25 protein-coding genes are annotated in these 22829 nt (G+C 64.6%); 16 read left to right on the top strand and 9 right to left on the bottom strand.

What is annotated here, in order from left to right; translation table 11 throughout:
• From VOI21_RS09715 to VOI21_RS09705, 3 genes are all read left to right on the top strand, one after another.
• Entirely contained in the window at positions 1-1206 is a 1206-nt protein-coding gene (locus VOI21_RS09715; protein ID WP_323769654.1) for an FAD/NAD(P)-binding oxidoreductase, read from the top strand.
• Positions 1203-1763 (top strand): 16S rRNA (guanine(966)-N(2))-methyltransferase RsmD, encoded by a 561-nt coding sequence (gene rsmD, locus VOI21_RS09710; RefSeq protein WP_323769653.1) that lies wholly within the window; start codon positions 1203-1205, stop codon positions 1761-1763. Before VOI21_RS09715 ends, rsmD begins: the two co-directional genes overlap by 4 nt.
• 390 nt (positions 1764-2153) lie before the next feature.
• On the top strand, positions 2154-3134 hold the full coding sequence (locus VOI21_RS09705) for an MBL fold metallo-hydrolase (RefSeq protein WP_323769652.1): 981 nt from the start codon (positions 2154-2156) through the stop codon (positions 3132-3134).
• Between the two features lie 36 nt (positions 3135-3170).
• On the opposite strand, the gene VOI21_RS09700 is transcribed toward VOI21_RS09705, so the two are convergent.
• The 3 genes from VOI21_RS09700 to VOI21_RS09690 form a co-directional block, all read right to left on the bottom strand.
• On the bottom strand, positions 3171-4379 hold the full coding sequence (locus VOI21_RS09700; protein WP_323769651.1) for an MFS transporter: 1209 nt from the start codon (positions 4377-4379) through the stop codon (positions 3171-3173).
• 11 nt (positions 4380-4390) lie between these two features.
• Positions 4391-5200, bottom strand: a complete 810-nt coding sequence (gene map, locus VOI21_RS09695; protein WP_323769650.1) for a type I methionyl aminopeptidase — start codon at positions 5198-5200, stop codon at positions 4391-4393.
• A gap of 115 nt (positions 5201-5315) precedes the next feature.
• Entirely contained in the window at positions 5316-6464 is a 1149-nt protein-coding gene (locus VOI21_RS09690) for an HPP family protein (protein ID WP_323769649.1), read from the bottom strand.
• Between the two features lie 214 nt (positions 6465-6678).
• Here VOI21_RS09690 and VOI21_RS09685 point away from each other — a divergent pair, with 214 nt between their 5' ends.
• From VOI21_RS09685 to VOI21_RS09665, 5 genes are all read left to right on the top strand, one after another.
• Positions 6679-7338, top strand: a complete 660-nt coding sequence (locus VOI21_RS09685) for a hypothetical protein (RefSeq protein ID WP_323769648.1) — start codon at positions 6679-6681, stop codon at positions 7336-7338.
• 58 nt (positions 7339-7396) lie between these two features.
• The gene (locus VOI21_RS09680; RefSeq protein ID WP_323769647.1) at positions 7397-8056 is read left to right on the top strand and encodes a histidine phosphatase family protein; all 660 of its coding nucleotides are present in this window, start codon (positions 7397-7399) and stop codon (positions 8054-8056) included.
• 76 nt (positions 8057-8132) lie between these two features.
• The gene (locus VOI21_RS09675; protein WP_323769646.1) at positions 8133-9188 is read left to right on the top strand and encodes a saccharopine dehydrogenase; all 1056 of its coding nucleotides are present in this window, start codon (positions 8133-8135) and stop codon (positions 9186-9188) included.
• The gene (locus tag VOI21_RS09670) at positions 9185-10315 is read left to right on the top strand and encodes a saccharopine dehydrogenase family protein (RefSeq protein WP_323769645.1); all 1131 of its coding nucleotides are present in this window, start codon (positions 9185-9187) and stop codon (positions 10313-10315) included. The genes VOI21_RS09675 and VOI21_RS09670 overlap by 4 nt, the downstream gene beginning before the upstream one ends.
• Positions 10312-10476 (top strand): hypothetical protein, encoded by a 165-nt coding sequence (locus tag VOI21_RS09665; protein WP_323769644.1) that lies wholly within the window; start codon positions 10312-10314, stop codon positions 10474-10476. Before VOI21_RS09670 ends, VOI21_RS09665 begins: the two co-directional genes overlap by 4 nt.
• Positions 10477-10642: 166 nt before the next feature.
• On the opposite strand, the gene VOI21_RS09660 is transcribed toward VOI21_RS09665, so the two are convergent.
• The 3 genes from VOI21_RS09660 to VOI21_RS09650 are packed head-to-tail and all read right to left on the bottom strand — an operon-like array spanning position 10643 to position 12991.
• Positions 10643-11770, bottom strand: a complete 1128-nt coding sequence (locus tag VOI21_RS09660) for a CaiB/BaiF CoA-transferase family protein (protein WP_323769643.1) — start codon at positions 11768-11770, stop codon at positions 10643-10645.
• A complete protein-coding gene (locus tag VOI21_RS09655; RefSeq protein WP_323769642.1) occupies positions 11770-12441 on the bottom strand; it encodes a DsbA family protein in 672 nt (223 codons plus the stop codon). Before VOI21_RS09655 ends, VOI21_RS09660 begins: the two co-directional genes overlap by 1 nt.
• A 37-nt stretch (positions 12442-12478) precedes the next feature.
• Complete coding sequence (locus VOI21_RS09650; protein ID WP_323769641.1) at positions 12479-12991, bottom strand: DUF721 domain-containing protein; 513 nt, start codon at positions 12989-12991, stop codon at positions 12479-12481.
• Between the two features lie 79 nt (positions 12992-13070).
• Between VOI21_RS09650 and mutY the strand changes: the two genes are divergently transcribed.
• From mutY to VOI21_RS09635, 3 genes are all read left to right on the top strand, one after another.
• The gene (gene mutY, locus VOI21_RS09645; protein ID WP_323769640.1) at positions 13071-14132 is read left to right on the top strand and encodes an A/G-specific adenine glycosylase; all 1062 of its coding nucleotides are present in this window, start codon (positions 13071-13073) and stop codon (positions 14130-14132) included.
• 64 nt (positions 14133-14196) lie between these two features.
• Positions 14197-15330 (top strand): alkane 1-monooxygenase, encoded by a 1134-nt coding sequence (locus VOI21_RS09640; RefSeq protein ID WP_323769639.1) that lies wholly within the window; start codon positions 14197-14199, stop codon positions 15328-15330.
• 310 nt (positions 15331-15640) lie between these two features.
• On the top strand, positions 15641-16561 hold the full coding sequence (locus VOI21_RS09635; RefSeq protein WP_323769637.1) for a manganese-dependent inorganic pyrophosphatase: 921 nt from the start codon (positions 15641-15643) through the stop codon (positions 16559-16561).
• Positions 16562-16685: 124 nt separating this feature from the next.
• Here the strand turns inward: VOI21_RS09635 and sfsA are convergent, their stop codons facing one another.
• Entirely contained in the window at positions 16686-17393 is a 708-nt protein-coding gene (gene sfsA, locus VOI21_RS09630; RefSeq protein WP_323769635.1) for a DNA/RNA nuclease SfsA, read from the bottom strand.
• 48 nt (positions 17394-17441) lie between these two features.
• Between sfsA and VOI21_RS09625 the strand changes: the two genes are divergently transcribed.
• The 4 genes from VOI21_RS09625 to VOI21_RS09610 all read left to right on the top strand — a co-directional run bounded on the left by VOI21_RS09625 (position 17442) and on the right by VOI21_RS09610 (position 20484).
• Positions 17442-18176 (top strand): competence/damage-inducible protein A, encoded by a 735-nt coding sequence (locus tag VOI21_RS09625; protein ID WP_323769634.1) that lies wholly within the window; start codon positions 17442-17444, stop codon positions 18174-18176.
• 88 nt (positions 18177-18264) lie between these two features.
• On the top strand, positions 18265-19002 hold the full coding sequence (locus tag VOI21_RS09620) for a GNAT family N-acetyltransferase (RefSeq protein ID WP_323769632.1): 738 nt from the start codon (positions 18265-18267) through the stop codon (positions 19000-19002).
• Positions 18999-19568, top strand: coding sequence for a peroxidase-related enzyme (locus VOI21_RS09615; protein ID WP_323769631.1), 570 nt, complete (start codon positions 18999-19001; stop codon positions 19566-19568). The genes VOI21_RS09620 and VOI21_RS09615 overlap by 4 nt, the downstream gene beginning before the upstream one ends.
• Positions 19540-20484: an OmpA family protein gene (locus VOI21_RS09610; RefSeq protein WP_323769630.1), complete on the top strand. Its 945-nt coding sequence runs from the start codon at positions 19540-19542 to the stop codon at positions 20482-20484. The genes VOI21_RS09615 and VOI21_RS09610 overlap by 29 nt, the downstream gene beginning before the upstream one ends.
• Positions 20485-20537: 53 nt before the next feature.
• Here the strand turns inward: VOI21_RS09610 and VOI21_RS09605 are convergent, their stop codons facing one another.
• Entirely contained in the window at positions 20538-21443 is a 906-nt protein-coding gene (locus VOI21_RS09605) for a LysR family transcriptional regulator (protein ID WP_323769629.1), read from the bottom strand.
• Positions 21444-21651: 208 nt separating this feature from the next.
• Here VOI21_RS09605 and VOI21_RS09600 point away from each other — a divergent pair, with 208 nt between their 5' ends.
• Positions 21652-22095 carry a DUF4399 domain-containing protein gene (locus VOI21_RS09600; protein WP_323769628.1) on the top strand — a complete coding sequence of 148 codons (444 nt, stop codon included), beginning with the start codon at positions 21652-21654 and terminating at the stop codon, positions 22093-22095.
• 86 nt (positions 22096-22181) lie between these two features.
• On the opposite strand, the gene VOI21_RS09595 is transcribed toward VOI21_RS09600, so the two are convergent.
• Positions 22182-22742, bottom strand: coding sequence for a type 1 glutamine amidotransferase domain-containing protein (locus VOI21_RS09595; protein WP_323769627.1), 561 nt, complete (start codon positions 22740-22742; stop codon positions 22182-22184).
• Positions 22743-22829 lie beyond the last annotated feature (87 nt).

Raw genomic sequence — 22829 nt, 5'->3', positions numbered from 1 at the left:
ATGAGCGATGTTGTTGTGATCGGCGCGGGACAGGCGGCGGCCTCTCTGGTGGCGCGGCTGCGGTCCAAGGGACACGAGGGAAAGATCACCCTGATCGGCGAAGAACCAGTGCCGCCCTACCAGCGCCCGCCGCTGTCCAAGGCTTATCTGCTGGGCGAGATGGAGCTGGAGCGCCTCTACCTGCGCCCCGAAGCCTATTACGGCGAAAACGGCATTGACCTGAAACTCGCGGACACCGTCACCGCCATCGACCGGGACAACAAACAGGTCGTGGCCGGGGGCGAGGTGATTCCCTACGACCACTGCGTGCTGTGCACCGGATCGGTGCCGCGCCGCCTGCCCGCAGCCATCGGCGGCGACTTGGCGGGTGTGCATGTGGTGCGGACCCTGAAAGACGTCGACGCGATGGCCCCCGCCTGCACCGAGGGCAAGCGCGTGCTGATCGTCGGCGGCGGCTACATCGGGCTGGAGGCAGCGGCGGTCTGCGCCAAGTTGGGCCTGTCTGTGACACTGGTCGAGGCGGCGGACCGCATCCTGCAACGGGTTGCTGCCCCTGAAACCTCGGCTTGGTTCCGCGACCTGCACAAATCACACGGCGTCGACCTGCGCGAAGGCACCGGGTTGAAACGCTTGATCGGGGACAGCCATGTGACCGGCGCGGAACTGGCGGACGGCACCACGCTGGACGTCGACATGGTGATCGTCGGGGTCGGCATCACCCCCGCCACCGCTCTGGCCGAAGCCTGCGGGCTGGAGATCGACAATGGCATCGCCGTCAACGCGCGCGGTTTGACCAGCGACCCGGCGATCTGGGCGGCGGGCGACTGCGCCAGCTTTCCGCAAAACGCCGCCCGGATGCGGCTGGAATCGGTGGGCAACGCCATCGACATGGGCGAACTGGTGGCCGACAACCTCCTCGGCGCAGAGCGCGATTACACCGCCACCCCTTGGTTCTGGTCGGATCAATACGACGTGAAACTGCAAATCGCCGGGCTGAACGCGGGCTATGACCGGATCGTCGTGCGTGAGGATGGCGCGGCCATTTCACACTGGTACTATGCGGGCGACCGCCTGCTGGCGGTGGACGCAATGAACGACAGCCGGTCCTACATGGTGGGCAAACGCCTGATCGAGGCGGGCAAAAGCCCCGCGCCAGAGATGGTGGCCAATCCGGACACCAACCTCAAGGGCTTGCTGAAGGCGTGAGGATCATCGCCGGAGACTGGCGCGGACGGCGATTGGCCGCCGTTGGCAAGGGCGACGCGGGCGCGCATCTGCGCCCGACCACCGACCGCGTGCGCGAAGCGCTGTTCAACATGCTGGCGGGCGGGCGCTTTGGCGATCCGTTTGACGGCGCGCAGGGTCTGGACCTGTTCGCAGGCACCGGCGCGCTGGGGCTAGAGGCGCTGTCGCGCGGCGCGGCGCATATGACCTTTGTCGATGACGGGCGCGTAGCGGGTAGACTGATCCGCGACAACATCCGCACGCTGGGTTGCGGCGGTCGGACAAAACTGATCGCCCATTCCGCCACCCGCCTGCCCGCTGCGGACACACCTTGCGACCTGATCTTTCTCGATCCGCCCTATGGCAAGGGTCTGGGCAGTCAGGCGCTGGCCTCTGCACTGGCAGGCGGGTGGATCGCGCCAGAGGCACTGGTGGTCTGGGAGGAACAAAGCCCGCAAGAGGCACCCGCGGGGTTCGATCTATTGGAAACCCGCCGCTACGGCGACACGCATGTTACCCTGCTGCGGGCCGCCGGGTAACAGCGGCAGGCCCCGGCGCGGGGCGGGGCGCGTGCCCGAGCATCTGCGCGGCATCAGGGACAGGACCGTGCCATAATCAACGCGGTTGTCCGGTGTGAAATGCCGCGCGGCGAATGACGCCCCTGTGGTGGATGACGTGCCCTCAAAGCGCGGCACCGGAACCTTTGCCTTGGGCACCCGGCCCGCCGGATTGGCTTGTGTGATCCGCCGCCCACAACGGGCCGGACCGGAAAGGCCCCACAAATAACAACCTAACTCATTGATATAACGTTATATATATCTGAACTTTCAATGCTCCACACCGGATTGCCCTCTCAACCGATTGCACTGGAATTTTCGCCTCTCGGTGATATCTTCCTATTCAAATCCATGAATAATTGGGAGGTCTCCATGTCCATCTTTCGCCCTTCGCGCCGCGAAATCCTGAGCCTTGCGGCCACCGCCCCGGCTCTGGCCTTGCCCGCACTGTCCGCGTCACAGGCACGGGCGCAGACACTGGGCGCGCCCGCCGCTGCCAACCCTGCGCACTTCCGGTTTCAACTGGGCGATGTGACCCTGACCGTGGTCTCCGACGGCCATCTGGAGGTGCCCGCCAACGGGCTGGGCATCAACGCCGACCCGGCAGAGGTGACCGCCTTCCTCGAAAGTTACTTCCTCTCGACCGAGGTCAACTATTCCCACACCAACCACCTTGTGATCGAAACCGGCGAGGCCACCGTTCTGGTCGATGTCGGCTCTGGCAACCGCTTTCAGCCGACCTCTGGCCGCCTGCTGGACAACCTCGACAGCGCGGGCATCGACGCGGGCGCGATCACCCATGTGGTCATCACCCACGCCCACCCCGATCATATCTGGGGCATCCGCGATGACTTTGACGAAGCGATCTTTCCCGACGCCGCCTATTACATCGGCGGAACAGAGCGCGATTTCTGGCTGCAAGACGGGCTGGTGAACACTGTCCCGACCGAGATGCAGCAATTTGTCGTCGGCGCGGTGAACTCGCTGAACGTCGAGGGCGCGGACTGGTCGCTGATGGCCGACGGCACAGAGATCGTGCCGGGCGTGCGGGTGATCGACACGCCGGGGCACACGATGGGCCACATGTCGGTGGTGATCGAATCCGGCGGCAAGCAACTCATCGCCCTCGGCGACAGCATGAACCACGCGTGGATGAGCACGGTCCGCCCCGAGTGGGTCAGCGGCTTTGACATGGACGCGGATCTGACCGTAGCCACCCGCAAGCGCCTGCTGGACATGGCGGCGACCGACCGGATGGCGGTGCTGGGCTACCACTTCCCCTTCCCCGGAGTCGGCCATATCGCGCGCGACGGTGACGCCTTTCGCTTTGTCCCCGCCCTTTGGCAGTGGTGACAGCGCGCCCCTAAGGGCGGCGCACCCGCGCCGCCCTTAACCTTGCGCTTGCCGCCGCGCCGCGCGGTCGGACAGGATCAGCACGCCCAGCGCGGCCAATGCCACACCGGCCGCCGCCGGTCCCAGTGTCATCAGCCCCGCACTCTCCAGCACCATCGCCCCCAGCCCGGAGCCAGCGGCAATGCCGACATAGATCGAGGCCGCGTGCAGCGACATCAGCACCGGGGCCAGCGGCGGCGCAAGCGAGACCAGTCGCAATTGCTGTGACGGCGAAAAACACCACCCCACCAGCGACCAGAAAAAGACAAAGCCCAGCAGCAGCGTCCCCGGCAGCGGCAACAGTGCAAACAGCGGCAGGCACAGGATTTCGGCGATACAGATCAGGATCAGGCTGCGCCCCGGTCCCAGACGGTCCGCCATGCGCCCGCCCAGGATGTTGCCCAGCGGCGCGCCAAGCCCGAAGATCAGCAGCGTCAGGCTGACGCCATCGCGGCCATAGCCCATGGTTTGCGACAACAGCGGCGGAAGATAAGTGTACACCATGAAAATGCCGGCAAGGAACACCACCGTAAAGCCCACGGTGATCAGCGCCACCGGATTGCGCAGCACGCCGCCAAGATCACCCAGAGTGACGGGCGAAAACCGCAAGCCCGCAGGCACCCGCGTCCAGACCATCCAGAGGCACGGCAGCGCCATCAGCGCCACCAGACCGAACACGCTGCGCCAGCCATAGGTATAGGCCAGCCAACTGCCCACCGGCACCCCCGCCACCTGGCTCAGCGTCAGCCCGAGAAACACCAGCGACAACGCCTGCCCGCGCCGGTCCGGCGGGGCCAGCGCCGCCGCGATGGCCAGCGATACAGGCGTGACCATGCCCGCCCCCGCCGCCGCAAAAACCCGCGCCGGGTAAAGCAGCGCAATCCCCGGAGCCAGCGCCGACAGCGCCATGGCCAGCGTAAAGATCGCCAAGCCCGCCGTCAGCACCCGCCGCCGCCCGATCCGCCCGGTCAGCGCCACAAGGATCGGCGAACTGGCCGCATAGGCGATGGAATAGACCGTCAGCAATCCGGCGACAGCCGTTACCGGAGACCCCAGCGCGCCCGCCATCGGCTCCAACATGCCGATGGGGGCAAAGGCCCCCATGCCGATCACAAAGTTACAGACCGACAGGATCAGGAAAAGGCTGCGGGGATCGCTGCGCGGGTCCGGGTGTTCAGACCCGGATTCGGCCCGCGCCCCGGTCATCGCCGCTCCGGTCAATAGGTGGGGTGGAATTTGCCCGCAGGCGACAGCGTAAAGATCTCGGCCCCGTCCGCCGTCACGCCCACCGAATGCTCGAACTGCGCCGACAGGGATTTGTCCCGCGTCACCGCCGTCCAGTCATCGGCCAGCACCTTGGTTTCCGGGCGGCCAAGGTTCACCATCGGCTCGATGGTAAAGAACATGCCTTCTTCCAGCACCGGCCCGGTGCCTTCGCGGCCATAATGCAGCACGTTGGGCGGCGCGTGAAACACCTGCCCCAGCCCGTGACCACAGAAATCGCGCACCACCGACATGCGGTTCGCCTCGACAAAGCTCTGGATCGCAAACCCGATATCGCCAAAGGTATTGCCCGGCTTCACCGCCTCGATCCCCTTCATCAGCGAATCGTGGGTGACCTGGATCAGGCGCTCTGTCTTTCGGCTCAGCTTGCCCGCCACATACATGCGGCTGGTATCGCCGAACCAACCCTCGACAATCACCGTGACGTCGATGTTCAGGATATCGCCATCCTTCAGTTTTTTGTCACCGGGGATGCCGTGGCAGACCACGTGATTGACGCTGATACAGGTGGCATGCTGATAGCCCTTGTAGCCGATGGTGGCCGATGTGGCCCCCTCTTCGGTCACACGGCGTTCGATATAGGCGTCGATCGCGCCGGTGGTCTGGCCCGGAAAGACAAGCTCGGCCACTTCGTCCAACAGTTGCGCGGCAAGGCGGCCCGCCTTGTGCATACCCGCGAAATCTGCGGGTGTATGGATGCGGATGCCGTCGCGGGTCACTCGATGTCCAGCCTTGTCTTTCACGTCTTTTCCTCTGGTCTTTCGCCCTATTTAGCGGCCCACGCCGGAATTTGCCAGTGGCGCGCGGCGGAGGTAACGCCGGACGCCGCGCGATACAAGCAGTGTGAATCACCGGCGATTACGCGGCGCGCACAACCGACCGCGCCAACGCGGCGATCAGGTCTGTCCGGGACACGATCCCGACGATGCGCCCGTATTCCAGCACCGGCACGGCATCCACATCGCCATCGGCCATCAGATGCAGCAGCACGCCGATGGGGGTTTTCGTGGTGGCGCGCGGACCGGCCACGTTCATGATCGCGCCCGCCCGGACCGGACGCTCCCGCCTGCGGTCCAGCAGCCGACCAAGCGCCGCCACATAGCCGCGATCCAGCCGCAGCGCATCGTCACGGGCCTGATTGATCAGGTTGATCTGAAAGATCACGCCAAGGAACTCCTTGTTCGGGCCAACCACCGGCAGCGACGCAAACCGATGCCGACGGAACAGGTCGGCGACCTCGCGCAATCTGGTCTCGGGGCGCACGGTGATCAGATCGCTGGACATGATGTCCTCGGCCGTCAGCGGGCCGGTGGCATGGCTGGCGGCCTGCAATTCCGCCGCGCCGATCAGACGCGCCAGATCCTCGACACCAAGGTTGAGAGAGTGCCGGGTCCGCTCCAATAGCGCGGTCAATTCCGCTTCGGTCAGGCCCAGACGTTCCGAGGGGTTGCGGTCTTCGGTGCCATGCCGACTGGGCTCATCGAATTGCCGAAACGGGTAGTGCCGTCCGGTCAGGCGCGCATAGACAGTGGCCAGCAGGACAAGGGCAACCGTCCCTGCCGCAATCGGTGTCAGCGCAAACCAGAACCCCAGCTTTGCGATGGCGTCGGGGCTCATTGCGGCGGTCATCGCCACCGCGCCTGCGGGCGGATGCACCGCGCGGCACAGGATCGTCGCGGTGATCGCCAGACCGACCGCAAGCGCTACGCGCAGCGTCGGGTCGGCGATGGTCAGGCAGACGGCAACTCCCACCAGCGCCGCGACGATGTTTCCGACCACCGCGGACCACGGCTGCGCCAGCGGGCTGTTCGGCACGGCAAACAGCAGCACCGAGGTCGCCCCGAACGGCGCGACAAGGTATAGCCCAAGCGCCAGATCGACCTCCGGCGACAGCAGAAACAGCCCGGCCAACCCCAGCCCCAACAGCGCTCCGACACCTGCGCGCAGCGCCTCAAGCGGCGAAACATGCGAGACCGCAGGCCCAAGTGATCGCAAAATATGCACCATGCGCCTCTCCCATACGGATGTGCGCAATTATTCATCTAAATGGGAAAACTCAACCGGATCGCTCGCCTTGACCGAACTCCGTCACCCTGTGGCCTCGTCTTGCTGTCTGGGACGCCGAGTTGTCCCCCCGTGCGGGGTAGGACCGGTGTTTCCCTTGGCGCCCTCCTGCGGCTAGGATTGGTCAACTTGATTATAGAACAGGAGACCGTTTGCGATGCCTTTGCCCCTTGCCCGCGCCGCCGCCACCTGCCTGCTGCTGATGCCCCTTGCTCTGCCCGCAACGGCGCAGGACACCGCCTGCCAAGACCGCATCGCCGCGATGATGCAGGGCGGCGCGCTGGATGCGTTCCAGCGCCCACCGCACCGTTTCACCAATACCGTGACCGACCCCGAGGGCACGGTGCGCTACGTCTTTGACACCCTCTGGGACACCCCGGCGCGCAGCGTCTCCGGCATCAAGGACAGCGGCACCTTTACTCTGGTGATCGACAGCGACAGCTGGATCGGACCCAGCCTGACAGGCCCGTGGACCAAGTCCCCCAACCAGTTGCCCCCCGACCGCGAGGCCTTCCAGCGCAAGCAGGTGGCGCAGATGGTCGCCAACCTGACCGACACCGCCTGCCCCGGCCCGGTCGAGGTGGAGGGCATGACCTATGATGTCGTGACCTACTTCACCAAGACCGACCCGGACGACAGCATGGGCGGCGCATGGTTCGGGGCGCTCAACACCGTCTACATCGACCCGGAGACCGATCAGGTCATGCGCTGGGAGATGACCGATTTCGTCAGTTCCTTCGCCCCCGAGGTCAGCAAGGACCGGCACCTTCAGGTTTTCACCTACGACCCGGCGATTTCCCTGACGCGACCGGACTGACCCTTTCCCTCTGCCCCCGCCCGGCGTATCAGCGCCGGGCACAGCAGCGGAGACCGGCATGTCATTCATCACCCTCGTCCGCCACGGACAGGCCAATTCCAGCGCCCGCGACGAAGACAGCTATGACCGGCTCAGCGATCTGGGCTGGCAGCAGGCGCGCTGGTTGGGCGGCTATTTCCAGCAGACGAATGAGAAATTCGCCCGCACCTACTGCGGCACCTTGCGCAGGCATGTCGAAACGCTGGAAGGCATCGCGCCGGACAGCCTTGCCGCCCCGGTGCGCGACGAACGCCTGAACGAACTGGCCTATTTCGACATGGCCCAGCGGATGGAAACCCAGCACGGCATCGCCATCCCCGGCGACCGTGAGGAATTTATCCAGCACATGCCACAACTGCTGACCCTCTGGCGCGACGGCGCGCTGGACGGCGTGCCGGAAAGCTGGACCGCCTTCGAGACCCGCGTCACCGAAGCCATGACAGAGATCGCGGCGGGCGACGGGCGCGCGCTGGTGGTCACCTCCGGCGGGCTGATCGGCATGGCGATGCGGGTGATCATGGACCTGGAGCTGAAGGCGATGGCGCATCTCTGCCTTGCCATCGAGAACAGCTCGCTCCACCGGATTCAACCGCTGTCCACCGGGCTGGCGATGACCCAGTTCAACGCCCTGCCCCATCTGGATACCCCCGAACGCCAGCACGCCCGCAGCCACCTGTAACCGGCAGCCGCGCCGAAAACTGCTTGCACGACCGCCCGCCCGCAGGTTCTTTGACCCGCAAAGATCAGGAAGCGACATGACCCATCTCTGGATCCGGGCGGAAAGCCGCCGCAACGAGGAACGCACCGGCGTCACCCCAGACGGCGTCGCCGCGCTGGTGAAACACGGCTTTCGCGTCACGGTCGAGGATTGCCCGAAACGCATCCTGCGCCCGCAGCCCTTTGCCGACGCGGGCGCCGACATTGCGCCCAAAGGCTCATGGCCCGAGGCCCCGCGCGACGCGATCATCCTGGGCCTCAAGGAACTGCCAGAGGCGGACACGCCGCTGATCCACCGCCACATCATGTTCGGCCACGCCTACAAGGGCCAGTCGGCGGGGGCGCGGCTGCTGAAACGCTTTGCCGCAGGGGGCGGCGCGCTGTACGATCTCGAATACCTCACCGACGATCAGGGCCGCCGCGTCGCCGCCTTTGGCTATTGGGCGGGCTACGCCGGGGCGGCGGTGTCGTTGCTGGCATGGGCCGCGCAAGGCGACGGCAAGATCTGCCCGCCGGTCACCACATGGGACGATGCGGATGAGTTGAAGGACGCGCTGCGCGCCGCCCTTGACCCGGTGCCGCGCGCCTCTGTCATCGTGATCGGGGCCAAGGGCCGCGTCGGCACCGGCGCCCGCGACCTGTGCACCGAACTGGACCTGCCGGTCACCGCATGGGACATGGCGGAAACCGCGCGCGGCGCGCCTTTTCCGGAAATCCTCGACCACGGGATCTTTCTCAACTGTATCCTCGCCACCCAAGGCGTGCCGGTCTTTGTCCCGCCAGAGGCCTGTTTGGCAGAGCGCGCCCTGCGGGTGATCGGCGACATCGCCTGCGACCCGGACAGCCCGTTCAACCCGATCCCGCTGTACCATGCGGCGACCACATGGTCCGCGCCCGTGACCCGCGTAAACGACGCGCCGCCGCTGGATGTCATGGCCATCGACAACCTGCCCTCGCTGCTGCCACGCGAGTCGTCGCACGACTTTGCGCAGCAACTGCTGCCCCACCTGCTGACGCTGGACGCGATTGACACCGGCGTCTGGGGCCGCGCGCATGACACCTATCTGAAACACAAACCAAAGGACGCGACATGACCATCCATTGGTGCGGCACCGGCCTGTCGGCCGTGCCCGGCCTGCGACGGCTGATCGAAAACGGCCACCCTGTGACCGTCTGGAACCGGACAGAGGCCAAGGCGACTGAGGCTGTCGGCGACCTGACCGACGACATCCACGCCTTTGACAAGGACGCGCTGGCTGCCGCCCTGAAACCGGGCGATGTGATTGTCTCGATGCTGCCGGGTGACTGGCACGTGCCGCTGGCCGAACTGGCGCTGGACAAAGGCGCGCAATTTGTCTCGTCCAGCTACATCTCGCCAGAGATGCGCGCGCTGGACTCCCGCGCCAAACAGGCCGATGCGCGGCTGATCAATGAGGTTGGCCTTGATCCGGGCATCGACCACCTGATGGCCCATTGGCTGGTGGCCGACTACCGCGCCTCGGACGCCTTTGACGCCGACAACGCGCTGTCGTTCATCTCATACTGTGGTGGCGTGCCGAAGATCCCCAACGCCTTTCGCTATAAATTCAGCTGGGCGCCCGTGGGCGTGCTGAAGGCGCTGAAATCCCCCTCGCGGTCCATCCGCCACTTCAGCGAATTGAACGTCAACCGCCCGTGGGACGCGCTGTCGCGCTACGACGCGCCGCTGCCCAGCGCCGAGAGCTTTGAGGTCTACCCGAACCGCGACAGCCTGCCCTTCATGGCGGACTATGGGTTTGAGGACGCGTGGAAGGTCAAGAATTTCGTACGCGGCACCCTGCGCCTGAACGGCTGGGCGGAGGCGTGGAAAGACATCTTTGCCGAGGCCGGCACCGCCACAGACGCCCGCCTGCAAGAGATCGCCGACACGCTGCTGGCCGAAAACGCCTACGATGAGGATGAGCCGGACCGCGTTGTCCTGTGTGTCGCGCTGGAGGCGGAAAAGGACGGCACGCCGGTCTATCACAAGACCTATGTGATGGATGCCTGGGGCGATGCGCGCAGCAGCGCCATGGCCCGGCTGGTGTCGATCCCGGTGTCGCTGGCGGTCGAGGCGGTGCTGGACCGCGCCGTCCCCGCCGGTGTCAGCGCCGCGCCCTCGGACCCGAAACTGGTGGCGCGCTGGCTGGACGAGGTGCAGAGCCTCGCCCAGCACCTGAACGTGGTGGATCATCTGGCATGAGGGCGCTGGTACTGGATTGGGCGCGCTGTCACGGCGCGATCCGCCAGTCGGGTGTTTTCAATAGGAACCTGGGTCAGATCGCCTTTTGCATCAACGAAGATGTTGCGGATCTGGAGGACAAGTCCGGCACCATGACGGCCTGTTTTCGGTATCAGGACTGAGGGCAAAAGGATCGGCGCGCCTGCGGCCCGCCGATCCGGCGGGGGCTTTGCCCCCGGACCCCCAGAGGTATTTGGACCAAGAAGAAGCACAAAGAGCGCCTTGGGATAACTGTTACGGCCAACATCTGCCGCAGGGTCGCCCCGCCCGGGTGTCACGCGCGGATCGTTAATCGCCAGCCTTGCCCAGTTTTGGTGCGGGTCGTTCCAGCACCAGATCGGCGTCCGAAAACCGGAAAGGCGCGCGCACGCCCGGCACGCCGTCAGGCGCAATCTGCAACCCCCGTGCAATGACCTGCGGATCGGCAAAGACCTCGGCCATGTCGTTGATCGGTCCGGCAGGCACGCCCGCCGCTTCGCAGGCTTGCAGCAGGTCGGCCTTGGTCCGCGCCTGCGTTGCGCCGGTCAGCCGCGCGATCATCGCCTCACGGTTGGCGACACGGTCGGCGTTGCTGTTGAATTCCGGTGCCTCGGCCATCTCGTCCAGCCCCAGCAGGCGGCACAGGCGCTGGTACTGGGCGTCATTGCCGGTGGCGATGATGATGTGCCCGTCCGAGCAGTCAAACACCTGATACGGCGTCAGATTCGGGTGGTAATTGCCGGTGCGCCCCGGCGGCGTGCCGGTGCTGAGGTAGTTCAACGCCTGATTGGCCATGGCCGAGACCGCGCAATCCATCAGCGCCATGTCGATGTGCTGCCCCTTGCCGGTGCGGTGTCGCTGATGCAGCGCCGCAAGGATACCGCTCACCGAATAGAGCCCTGTGAACAGGTCGGTGATGGCCACACCTGCGCGCTGCGGCTGGCCGTCGGGATCGCCGGTGATCGACATGAAGCCGGACATGCCCTGAATGATGTAATCGTACCCGGCGCGGTGCGCATAGGGGCCGTCCTGCCCGAAGCCGGTGATCGAGCAGTAGATCAGACCGGGGTTCACCGCGCTGAGCGACGCGTAGTCCATGCCGTATTTCGCCAGCCCGCCGACCTTGAAGTTCTCGATCAGGATGTCGGCTCCGGCGACCAGGTCGCGCATCCGCGCCTGCCCTTCGGCACAAGTCAGGTCCACCACCTCGGAGGCTTTGCCCCGGTTGCACGAGTGGAAATAGGAGGCCGAGGTATCGCCCTCCCGTTCGATAAAGGGCGGCCCCCAGCGGCGGGTGTCGTCGCCCTGCGGTGCCTCGATCTTGATGACTTCGGCGCCCAGATCGGCCAGCGTCTGACCGGCCCAGGGGCCAGCCAGAATGCGCGCCAATTCAATGACCTTCACCCCTTCGAGGGGTCCGCGCGGTGCCGATGTCATCAATCCAGCTTGGCGTCCAGAATGGCCGAGAATTCCTCGTAGCTCATGTTGGAGTAGGTCTTGCCGTCGATGACAAAGCTGGGGGTAGAGGTGATGCCGTGCTCTGTCGCGTTGGCCTGAAACCACGCCACCAGGGTCGCGATCTGGTCGCCGTCGTTCAGGCAGGCCTCAACCTGGTCGCCGTCCATCCCGGCCAGACGGCCGATCTTGCGCAGCTCTCCGATCACCGCCGCCTCGGACCCGGCGCGGGCCCAGTCCTGCTGACCCTTGTAGATCAGGTCGGTGATGCCAAAGAACTTGGCCTCGCCGCCGCAGCGCGCGATCAGCGACGCCCAGACGCCGACCTTGTCGAAATAGACCTCACGGTAGGTGAACTTGACCTTGCCGGTGTCAATATAATTCTGCTCCAGCTTGGGGATCAGGTTGGCATGGGCCGAGGCGCAATGCGGGCAGGTAAAGGACGCGTATTCGATCACCTCGATCGGAGCATCCTCGGCCCCTTTGACCATTTCGGTCACGGTCGTGATGTCGATATCAGCCGTCTGCGCCTGTGCCGCGCCGGGCAAACGAATGTCCGCCGCCCCCGTCTGACCCGCACCCTGCGTCAGATACCATGCGCCGCCACCAAAAAGCGCCAGCGCCACTGCGCCTGCGCGAAGGATCCATTTCATGTCGTTCGCCTCTTTCCTGTCAGTCCTCGGGCCAGGGTCACTCCCGGCCCGCCTTCGATATGACGTTTGCCGCCAGACGTTCAAGCGCCGCGCGCAAATCCGCATCTCCCACGCCTTCGGCCACATCGCGCGCCTCGGCCTGTATCTTGGCCGACGCCTCGGCGGTCCCGGCCTCCTTGCGGCGGTGCTGGAAATCCACCTGCCCCTCGGCAAATCCGGTTGGGGCGGTCTGCGTCACCCGCACCCGCGAAATGGCGTTATAGCCATAAACCGCGTTGATCCGCGCGCGGATTTCCTCGCGACGCATCTCGACCATGGGCGCCATCGCGCCGGTGGTCAGCAATGTCAGCGTGCCGCCAAAGCCACCCTTGGAATAGCTCACCTCGACGGGCCGCGAAATCGCCGCCACATCGGCCCCGGCGATTTCCTCCCAATGCGTCAACACCCGGCTCTGGGCGAATCCCCGCCCCTCCGCTGCCTTGCGGATGCGGTCCTGCAACAGCTTGGACGCGCTGGAAAACCCGTATGTCGTCGGTTTGCGATGCGCCACGTTTGACTCCTTGTCGGCGAGGCTATTCTAGTGACCATACGGGGCGGCACCACCCCCCTTCCGACACGGAGTTTCACCCTTGCGTGATGAGCCACAACACAGCCCTGACCCTCAGGCGCTGCTTGACTGGTACGACCGGCACGCCCGCGCCTTGCCGTGGCGGATTGGCCCAGCCGCGCGGGCGCGTGGCGACCTGCCCGATCCCTACCGCATCTGGCTGTCCGAAATCATGCTGCAACAGACCACCGTCGCAGCGGTCAAGGACTATTTCCTGACCTTTACAACCCGCTGGCCCGATGTTCAGGCGCTGGCCGGGGCCGAGGATGCCGATGTTATGGCCGCGTGGGCGGGGCTGGGCTATTACGCCCGCGCCCGCAACCTGCTGAAATGCGCCCGCACCGTGACCCGCGACCACAACGGCCAGTTTCCGCGCGATCACGCCACCCTGCTGACCCTGCCCGGCATCGGGCCTTATACCGCCGCCGCCATCGCCTCGATCGCCTTTGACGCGCCCGAAACCGTGGTCGACGGCAATGTCGAACGGGTCATGGCGCGGCTGTTTGACGAACACACGCCTTTGCCCGCCGCCAAGCCGATCCTGACGGACCACGCCGCCCGCCTGACCCCGCAACAGCGCCCCGGCTGTTATGCCCAAGGGGTGATGGACCTTGGCGCGACGATCTGCACCCCCAAACGCCCCGCCTGCGGACTGTGCCCGTGGCGCAGCGCCTGCACCGCATGGCTGCGCGGCACCGCCGCTGACCTGCCCAAGAAGACCCCGAAGAAACGCAAACCCACGCGCCTTGGCATCGCCTATCTGGCCCGCCGCGTCGATGGGGCCATGCTGCTGGAAACCCGCCCGGACAAGGGCTTGCTGGGTGGCATGCTGGGCTGGCCCGGTTCTGACTGGACCGAAGACCAGCCAGCCGAGGCCCCGCCCATCCGCGCCGAATGGAAAACCATAGCCGGAGAGGCGCGCCACACCTTTACCCATTTCCACCTGCGCCTGACGGTGAAAACCGCTCTGGTGCCGATGGACCGCCTGCCCCATCGCGGAGATTTCATCGAATTGCCTGAATTCCGCCCCTCCGATCTGCCAACGGTCATGCGCAAGGCCTTTGACCTTGCGCAAGGCGGCTGATCACCCCTTGGGACAGGCTGGGTCGCACAGTATCATAGCCCCGCCCAGAAATCGGAGAGCCCCGATGATCCCCGCAGCCCAAGTCGCCAAACCCGGTGCCGCCCTGCCGTTTTACATGTCCTACCTGCTGATCCTGCTGGTCTGGATTGCGGCGACGCAAGGCGGGCTGTGGGTGCTGCTGCCCATCGTGATGACATGGTATCTGTTTTCGGCGCTGGATGCGGTGCTGGGCCTGAACACGGAAAATGCCGACCTTGAAACGACAGAGGCGGACCTGCGCTGGTACAAGCTTCTGACCGCCGCTTGGGTGCCGCTGCAATTTATCAGCCTGTTTGCGCTGATCTGGTACGTCAGCCGCGCCGCGCATCTGAACGGGTTGGAAAAGTTCATGGTCTTCTTCGGCGTCGGCGTGATGACCGGCACCGTGGGCATCACCTACAGCCATGAGCTGATGCACCAGAAAAACCGCGTCGAACGCTTTTTGGGCGATCTGCTGCTGGCGATGGTGCTCTATTCGCATTTCCGCTCTGAACATCTGCTGGTGCATCACCGCTATGTCGGCACCCCCCGCGACCCGGTGACCGCGCGCTATAATGAGGGGTTTCACCGCTTTTACCCCCGCGTATTGCGGCAAAGCCTGCGCTCCAGCTTTGCTGCCGAAAAGGCGATGATGGCGCGTAAACGCCTGCCGTGGCACGCCTTGTCGAACCCGTTCTGGCGCTACTGGGGCCTGCAACTGGCCATGCTGGCGCTGGCCTATGGCCTTGGTGGTCTGGGCGGCGTTGCGCTGTTTCTTGTGCAGGCCGGGGTTGCCATCTGGCAGTTGGAACTGGTCAACTACATCGAACATTACGGTCTGACCCGCAAATATCTGGGAGAGGGCAAATACGAACACGTCCTGCCCCGCCATTCGTGGAACGCCGCGCACAAGGCGTCGAACTGGCTGCTGATCAACCTGCAACGGCATTCGGACCACCACTACAAACCCGACCGGCGCTTTCCCTTGCTGCAAAACCACGCCGAAACGGATGCGCCGCAACTGCCCTATGGCTATCCGATCATGACCATGGCCGCGATGGTGCCGCCGCTGTGGAAACGGGTGATGAACCCGCGTGTGCGGGCGTGGCGGGCACAGTATTACCCCGAGATCACGGATTGGTCGGCGTACAACCGGGGTGCGACGCCGCGCCCAAGGTAAATCGCTCCGCGACGTCAGACTCCCGCCCCGGCCCGATCAAACTCCGGTCCCGGGCCGAATAAACCCCGCCCCGGGCCTGACCCGGGGCCTCTCGCCGCCGCTCCCACTGATCGCCCAATTCCTAACCAAACGTAAATTCGTCTCTGTAACCCTTTGATTTTTCACACCCGACCCTTTGTCCACGCGTGGACACCCGCACCACCGCCCGGATCGGCCCCAAGGTCGCACCCCCTTGGTGCGGGGTGACAAGAAGATGCCGCGCGGCTATGAGGCCCGCAAATTCGACCTATCCAGCCAATGAGGATTCCCCATGACCACGCAGGTTTTCGGCCACAAATCCCCCGACACCGACAGCACCGGCAGCCCGATCATCTGGGCCTGGTATCTCTCCGAAATCAAAGGTGAGCCCGCCACCCCCGCCCTGCTGGGCGAGCCCAACACCGAAGCCGCCTTCATGCTGACCCACTGGGGCCTCGACAAACCCGAGATCATCTCGGACGTGGCCGAGGGCGCGCCGGTCGTGATCGTCGACACCAACAACCCTGCCGAGCTGCCCGCGTCGATCAATTCCGCCGACATCCGCGCCATCATCGACCACCACAAGCTGGTCGGAGGGCTGGAAACCAAGGGCCCGATCGACATCACCGTGCGTCCTCTGGCCTGCACCGCCACCATCATGGTCGACCTGATGGGCGACGACGCCGCCAAGATGCCGACCGCGATCAAGGGCGCGGCCCTGACCTGCATCCTGTCCGACACGCTGGAATTCCGCTCGCCCACCACCACCGACCACGACAAGGCCGTCGCCCAAAAGCTGGCCGCCGATCTGGGTGTGAACATCACCGAGTTCGCCGCGCAGATGTTTGCCGCCAAATCCGATGTCTCGGCTTTTTCCGACGCCGACCTGATCCGCATGGACAGCAAGGAATACGAAGTCGACGGCACCAAGTTCCGCGTCTCGGTGCTTGAAACCACCGCACCGGAAATCCCGCTTGGCCGCAAGGACAGCCTGATGGAAACCTACAAGACCGTGCAGGCCGAAGACGGCGTGGACGAAGTGCTGCTGTTTGTCGTGGACATTCTGAAAGAAGAAGCCACCCTGCTGGTCCCCAACGACCTTGTCAAAGGCGTGGCCGAGAAAAGCTTTGGCGCGACGGTGACCGGCGACACCGTGGTGCTGCCCGGCATCATGAGCCGCAAAAAGCAGATCATCCCGAACCTCAAGGTGTGAGGCGGCGGCCCCTTGCGGGCTGCGGTAATAGTCCAATTGCACGGGGGCCTGTCGGCCCCCGTTCTGTTTTGTGCGGGTGGGGGCTTTGCCCCCGTCGCCTGCGGCGCCTCCCCCAGGAATATTTTCAGACAGAAGAAACGGGCAGCGGCAGGCCCAGACCGATCCCGTCCGGTGAAATCCGACAGCCCAGCGCCATCGCTTCGACGCCGGCGGCTCGCGCCACGTCAAACCCGGCCGCATAGGCCGGGTCGATGTCCGAAGCCAGAGAGACCCGCGTACAATCGGTCCGCTGCACAAGGTAGAGCATGACGGCGCGTTGTCCTTGCCGGGCCATTGCGGCCAGTTCGCCCAGATGCTTTGTCCCGCGCGCGGTCACGCTGTCGGGAAACTCGGCAAGGCCGGGGGTGCGCGACAGTGTCACCGATTTCACCTCGACATAGGTGTCGGGCCGCCCTGCCCCGGTCAGCAGAAAGTCGATGCGGCTGTTTTCACCGTATTTCACCTCTGGTCGCACAAGGTCATAGCCGTCGAGCCCGGCAACCTCGCCCGCCATCAGCGCGGCCTTGAGCACCTTGTTCGGCACACCGGTATCGACGCCGGTAAAGTGTCCACCGCCGTGATCCACCAAACGCCACGCCCATTTGAGCTTTCGCTTGGGATCGTCGTTCGGTTCCAGCCAGATACGCAGGCCTTCGTCCTTCATCCCCAACATGCTGCCGGGGTTGGCCACATGGGCCGTCACCTCGCGCCCGTCCTCCAGCAGACAGTCGGCAAGAAAGCGTTTGTAGCGGCGCAGCAGCGTCGCCGGGACGAGAGGGGTTTGAAAGCGCATGACCCGGCCCTATACCGTAGCGCGACGCACGCGCCAAGGAGCCAGCCCATGCCCAATCCCACCGCCGCCATGCTGGTCATCGGGGACGAGATCCTGTCGGGCCGTACCCGGGATTCGAACATGCACCACCTGGCGCAGGAGTTCACCAAACACGGCATCGACCTGAAAGAAGTCCGCGTAGTGTCGGACGACCGCGCGGCGATCATTGCCGCCGTGAAGGCACTGAGTGACGGGTTCGATCATGTGGTGACCTCTGGCGGGATCGGCCCGACCCATGACGACATCACCGCGCCCTGCGTGGCCGAGGCCTTTGGCGTGGCGATCACCGTGCGCGACGACGCACGCGCCATCCTGCAGGCGCACTACGACCGGCAAGGCACCGAATTGAACGAGGCGCGGCTGCGCATGGCGCGCATCCCGGACGGGGCGACGCTGATCGAAAACCCGGTTTCTGCCGCGCCCGGTTTCACGCTGGGCAATGTGCACGTCATGGCGGGCGTGCCATCGGTGTTTCAGGCGATGGTGTCCAGCGTTCTGCCCGGCCTGACCGGCGGCCAGCCGCTTTTATCCCAGACGCTGCGGATAGAGCGCGGTGAGGGCGATATCGCCGGGCCGCTCAGCGATCTGGCCGGGCGCTTCGTGGACCTGTCGATCGGCTCTTACCCCTATCAGCGCAACGGCGTCTATGGGGCCAACGTGGTGATCCGGGGCGGCGATGGCAGCCGAATCGACGCCGCCATGGCCGAACTGTTGGCGCTGTTTCCCGAGGCGGTCGCACACTGAGCGGCGGTCGGGCGCGCAGGCCGCATGGACAGCCCCGGCGGCAACAGCCATAACATCGGCAACCCAGTGTTAATTTTTGGCCGCCGTCATGTCCGATGACTTTTCTTCCCTCTTCGACGCGCTCGACGCCACTTGGCCCGCGGCGGCCAAGATTGACGCCGGGCCGTGGGTACTGCGCGAGGGGCGCGGCGGCGGCAAACGCGTCTCGGCGGCCACCGCGCGGGGCGACTGGCGCGAAGACGATCTGTCGGCTGCGGAAAAATCCATGACGCTGCTGGGTCAAAACCCGCTGTTCATGATCCGCCCCGGCGAAGAAGCCCTGGATACCGCGCTGAAGACACGCGGTTATACCCTGATCGACCCGGTCCAGCTATGGGTCGCGCCAATCGACGTGCTGACCGATCTAAGACTACCCCGCGTCACTGCCTTTGCCATATGGGAGCCGCTGGCCATCATGCGCGAAATCTGGGAGACGGGCGGTATCGGTGCCGCACGCCAAAGGATCATGGACCGCGCCGCCCCGCCCAAGACCGGCATCCTTGGCCGCGTGTCGGACAAACCCGCAGGCGCGGCCTTTTGCGCGATACATGGTGAGACCGCCATGGTCCACGCGCTGGAGATTGCCTCGGAGCATCGGCAAAAGGGGCTGGGCGGCTGGATGATGCGCTGCGCCGCGCTCTGGGCGGCGGATCAGGGGGCTACCCGCATCGCCGTCGCCGCCACCGAAGCGAATGCCGGGGCGAACGCGCTTTATGCCACCTTGAAGATGGAGGTGGCCGGGCATTACCATTACCGGATTCTCAACGCTGAAAGCGAGGACTTGTGACCGACGCCCTTCCCACCGCGCTGAACCTGCCGATGGCAGACCCATTGCCGGACGCCACGCAGAAATATTTCGACATCTGTCAGGAAAAGTTGGGCATGGTGCCCAACGTGCTGCGGGCCTATGCCTTTGACATCGCCAAGCTGGACAGCTTTACCGCGATGTACAATGAGCTGATGCTGGCGGACAGCGGCCTGTCCAAGCTGGAGCGCGAGATGATCGCCGTGGTCGTGTCCGCCGTGAACCGCTGCTTTTACTGCCTGACCGCGCATGGCGCGGCAGTGCGCGAATTGTCTGGCGACCCCAAACTGGGGGAGATGCTGGTGATGAACTGGCGCGTTGCGGACCTGAACCACAGACAGCGCGCGATGTTGAAATTCGCCGAGAAAATGACCGTTGCCTCGTCCGAGGTGGCCGAGTTCGACCGTGAGGCACTGCGCGATGCCGGTTTCTCAGAGCGTGACATCTGGGATATCGCCAATGTCGCCGGGTTCTTCAACATGACGAACCGCGTCGCAAGCGCCACAGACATGCGTCCGAATGACGAGTACCACGCGCAAGCGCGCTGAGGCGCTTGGTCTGCCCCTGTGGCTGGCACTGGCTGCGGGCAGCAGCGCCTTGGCGCTTGACTTGTCGTTGCCGCCCGGTGCGCAGCAAAGCTTTGGCACCGTGCAGTCGCCCGGCGCCTACGCCCTGCCGACCGGACCGTGGAAGAACGGCACCCTGCCGGTCGAGCGGGTCGAAGGGCGGGTCGAGGTGGCCGCATGGCATATTCAGGGCAATGGCGACACGCCGTTCCAGCTGATCAAACCCTTGCGGGATGCGCTGATTGCCGACGGGTTCAAGATCTTGCTCGACTGTCGGGCGCGGGCCTGCGGCGGATTCGATTTCCGTTTTGCCACGCTGGTGCTGCCCGCGCCGGAAATGTTCGTCGATCTGACCGATTTCCATTTTGTCTCGGCCCTATCGGACGATCAGGGGGCGGTTTCGATCCTGACCAGCCGTGATGCGCGGTCCGGCTATATCCAGATCATCCGTGCCGGGGACACCGCCGGGGGTATCCGCCCCAGCGCCAAACCCGCATCGGTCGCTCCCACGGTCAAAGCGCAGGGGATCGCCGAACAGCTGGACACCAACGGCCACGTGGTTCTTGGCGATCTGGTGTTCGAGACAGGGTCAACCGCACTGGGCGCGGGACGCTTTGCCTCGCTGGATGCCATCGCCGCGTATCTTGCGCAGAACCCGTCGCGGCGCATCCTGTTTGTCGGGCACACCGACGCCACAGGTTCGCTGGACGCCAATCGCAACGTATCCCTGCGCCGCGCACAGGCGGCGGTGAGCTACCTGCGCGATCGCCACGACACCTCGGCCAACCAGATCGATGCTCAGGGGGCCGGATACCTTGCCCCGGTTGCGTCAAACCTCACGCCCGAAGGGCGCGAGGCGAACCGCCGCGTCGAGGCAGTGTTGATTTCGACGGAATAAGCGCGCCGGGCACATGGGCCCGGCGCGCAAACACAGCAATAGGCGGCGTCAGATCACCAGCTTTGCGGGCCTTTTTCGGCAAAGGCATGCACCAGAAAGTCGATAAAGGCGCGGACCTTGGGCTGGGTGAACCGGCCCGGCGGGTAGACCGCATAGATACCCTGCATTTCGATCGGCAGGTCGGGGATCGCATCCTCGACCAGACCGGCCTCCATCGCTTCATTGTACAGGTAAGAGGGCAGATAGGCGATGCCGAGCCCCGCAATGCAAGCGTTCAGCAGCGACTGACCATCGTTCACCGTCAGCCAGCCCGCCGTGCGCACCTGACGCTTTTCGCCCGACGGGGCGGTCAGCTTCCACACGTTGCCAGAGGATTGGTTGGAATAGTGCAGCAGCTTGTGTTCGTTCAGATCGTCGATCCGCTGTGGGCGGCCGAATTTCTGGAAATACGAAGGCGAGGCAATCATCCGCTTGGTCGTCTCGGTCAGCTTGCGCGCGCGCAGGGTGCTGTCCTCCAATTCTCCGATGCGGATCGCCATGTCGAACCCTTCAGAGATCAGTTCCACGTAGCGGTTGTTCAACACCATGTTCACAGTGATGTCGGGAAATTCTGCCAGAAACTCACCCAGAACCGGGCTGAGGTGGTTCACGCCGAAATCCGTGGCCACGGAAATCCGCAACAGACCCGAGGGCGCGGATTGCATCGAGGTCACCAGCGCGTCCGCCTCACCAGCGTCGTTCAGGACGCGGCGCGCGCGGTCGTAATAGGCCAGGCCGATCTCGGTCGGTGAGACACGGCGCGTGGTGCGGTTCAACAGGCGTGCGCCCAGCCGCGCCTCCAAGCTCGAAACATGCTTCGAGACCGCGGATTTGGAAATCCCCATCTTCTTGGCGGCGTCAGTGAAACCGCCCTGATCCACAACCGTGGCAAAGGCCTCCATTTCGGTCAGACGATCCATACCGGTCTCCGTTCAACTAAACATTCCTCCTGCAGCTATGCTTTTGAACTGGGGCGCAACTTGGGCATTGAGGCGACAATTGAGGGGTAATCACGTTCTCTGTTTGCCGTACCGAAACGGAAAACACCTGACCGGAGGATCGCGAATGTGTAATCTGCCCGCACGATTGCCGTAACGTCAGAAGTCATTTTCAGGGAGGACCAAAACCATGTTCCGAAACATCGCCTGCGCGGCCGCGCTTGTCATTGCCCCGCTTGCTGTCTGGGCCGAATCCACGCCGGCCCCGGATGACGCATCCGTCTATTTCATCAACATCGCTGACGGGGATACGGTGACAAGCCCGGTCGCGATCCAGTTTGGCCTGTCGGGGATGGGGGTCGCGCCTGCGGGCACAGATAAGGAATTTACCGGCCACCACCACGTTTTCATCGACCGAGCGCCTTATGGCGAGGGGGCCGAGGACGCCGAGTTCGCCGAATACGGCATTCCCGGCGACGACAACCACCGGCATTTCGGCGGTGGCCAGACAGAGGTCATGCTGGGCCTCGATCCAGGCACGCATACCCTGCAACTTGTGCTGGGGGACATGAACCACATCCCGCACAACCCGTCTGTTGTCTCGGACTACATCACGATCACCGTGTCGGAATAACCCCGGCGCGACGGGCCGAACATGCAAAGGGGCGCGCCGCAGATGCAACGCGCCCCTTCTGTTGAACCACAGGGGTCAAGCGACGATCAGGCCGCTTTCTGGTTGTGGCGGCCCTCTTCGATCTCTTCCACGATCTTCGAGACGAAATCCTTCAGGTCGTCAGGATTGCGGCTGGTAACGATACCGCTGTCGGCCACAACCGACTGATCCACCACACGCGCGCCCGCGTTCTTCAGGTCAGTGCGGATCGACGGATAGGCGGTCATTTCGCGGCCCGCCACGATGTCGGCCTCGATCAGAACCCAAGGGGCGTGACAGACGGCGGCGATCACCTTGCCCTGCTTGGCAAAGGCCCGCACCAGCGCGATCACGGGTTCTTCGACTCGCAACAGGTCCGGGTTGATCTGGCCGCCCGGGATCACCAACGCATCGTATTGGGTAGGGTCGGCATCGGCGATCTTCAGTTGCGCCTCAGCCTCGCGGCCCCAGTCAGAGCCTTCCCAACCTTTGATGGACTTGCCGTCCAGCGTGGCCACATGGACCTCAGCGCCCTTGCTGCGCAGTTGGTCGCGCGGAAATTCCAGTTCCGACTGTTCAAAACCGTCGGTCGAGATAATCAGTACCTTCGAGTCAGCGATATTCGGCATGGAATGCCTCCTTTCGTTGCTGTGTCTGATACTGCAACGTCCAAACCGGCGGCCTGTTCCATTCCTGCGCGACTTTCCGGGCAGGGT

The sequence above is a fragment of the Antarctobacter sp. genome, assembly GCF_034670325.1.
In the GTDB taxonomy this organism is placed as follows: domain Bacteria; phylum Pseudomonadota; class Alphaproteobacteria; order Rhodobacterales; family Rhodobacteraceae; genus Antarctobacter.
This window is presented reverse-complemented; position numbering and strand designations above follow the sequence as displayed.

Excerpts from the sequence above, each read along its gene's own strand:
- VOI21_RS09690 (WP_323769649.1), bottom strand. The coding sequence starts at position 6,464 with ATGGTGCATATTTTGCGATCACTTGGGCCTGCGGTCTCGCATGTTTCG.
- VOI21_RS09685 (WP_323769648.1), top strand. The coding sequence starts at position 6,679 with ATGCCTTTGCCCCTTGCCCGCGCCGCCGCCACCTGCCTGCTGCTGATG.
- VOI21_RS09610 (WP_323769630.1), top strand. The coding sequence starts at position 19,540 with ATGACGAGTACCACGCGCAAGCGCGCTGAGGCGCTTGGTCTGCCCCTG.
- VOI21_RS09605 (WP_323769629.1), bottom strand. The coding sequence starts at position 21,443 with ATGGATCGTCTGACCGAAATGGAGGCCTTTGCCACGGTTGTGGATCAG.
- VOI21_RS09705 (WP_323769652.1), top strand. The coding sequence starts at position 2,154 with ATGTCCATCTTTCGCCCTTCGCGCCGCGAAATCCTGAGCCTTGCGGCC.
- VOI21_RS09700 (WP_323769651.1), bottom strand. The coding sequence starts at position 4,379 with ATGACCGGGGCGCGGGCCGAATCCGGGTCTGAACACCCGGACCCGCGC.
- VOI21_RS09670 (WP_323769645.1), top strand. The coding sequence starts at position 9,185 with ATGACCATCCATTGGTGCGGCACCGGCCTGTCGGCCGTGCCCGGCCTG.
- VOI21_RS09665 (WP_323769644.1), top strand. The coding sequence starts at position 10,312 with ATGAGGGCGCTGGTACTGGATTGGGCGCGCTGTCACGGCGCGATCCGC.
- VOI21_RS09660 (WP_323769643.1), bottom strand. The coding sequence starts at position 11,770 with ATGACATCGGCACCGCGCGGACCCCTCGAAGGGGTGAAGGTCATTGAA.
- VOI21_RS09625 (WP_323769634.1), top strand. The coding sequence starts at position 17,442 with ATGCCCAATCCCACCGCCGCCATGCTGGTCATCGGGGACGAGATCCTG.
- VOI21_RS09635 (WP_323769637.1), top strand. The coding sequence starts at position 15,641 with ATGACCACGCAGGTTTTCGGCCACAAATCCCCCGACACCGACAGCACC.
- VOI21_RS09680 (WP_323769647.1), top strand. The coding sequence starts at position 7,397 with ATGTCATTCATCACCCTCGTCCGCCACGGACAGGCCAATTCCAGCGCC.
- VOI21_RS09640 (WP_323769639.1), top strand. The coding sequence starts at position 14,197 with ATGATCCCCGCAGCCCAAGTCGCCAAACCCGGTGCCGCCCTGCCGTTT.
- VOI21_RS09595 (WP_323769627.1), bottom strand. The coding sequence starts at position 22,742 with ATGCCGAATATCGCTGACTCGAAGGTACTGATTATCTCGACCGACGGT.
- VOI21_RS09655 (WP_323769642.1), bottom strand. The coding sequence starts at position 12,441 with ATGAAATGGATCCTTCGCGCAGGCGCAGTGGCGCTGGCGCTTTTTGGT.
- sfsA (WP_323769635.1), bottom strand. The coding sequence starts at position 17,393 with ATGCGCTTTCAAACCCCTCTCGTCCCGGCGACGCTGCTGCGCCGCTAC.
- VOI21_RS09715 (WP_323769654.1), top strand. The coding sequence starts at position 1 with ATGAGCGATGTTGTTGTGATCGGCGCGGGACAGGCGGCGGCCTCTCTG.
- VOI21_RS09675 (WP_323769646.1), top strand. The coding sequence starts at position 8,133 with ATGACCCATCTCTGGATCCGGGCGGAAAGCCGCCGCAACGAGGAACGC.
- VOI21_RS09600 (WP_323769628.1), top strand. The coding sequence starts at position 21,652 with ATGTTCCGAAACATCGCCTGCGCGGCCGCGCTTGTCATTGCCCCGCTT.
- VOI21_RS09620 (WP_323769632.1), top strand. The coding sequence starts at position 18,265 with ATGTCCGATGACTTTTCTTCCCTCTTCGACGCGCTCGACGCCACTTGG.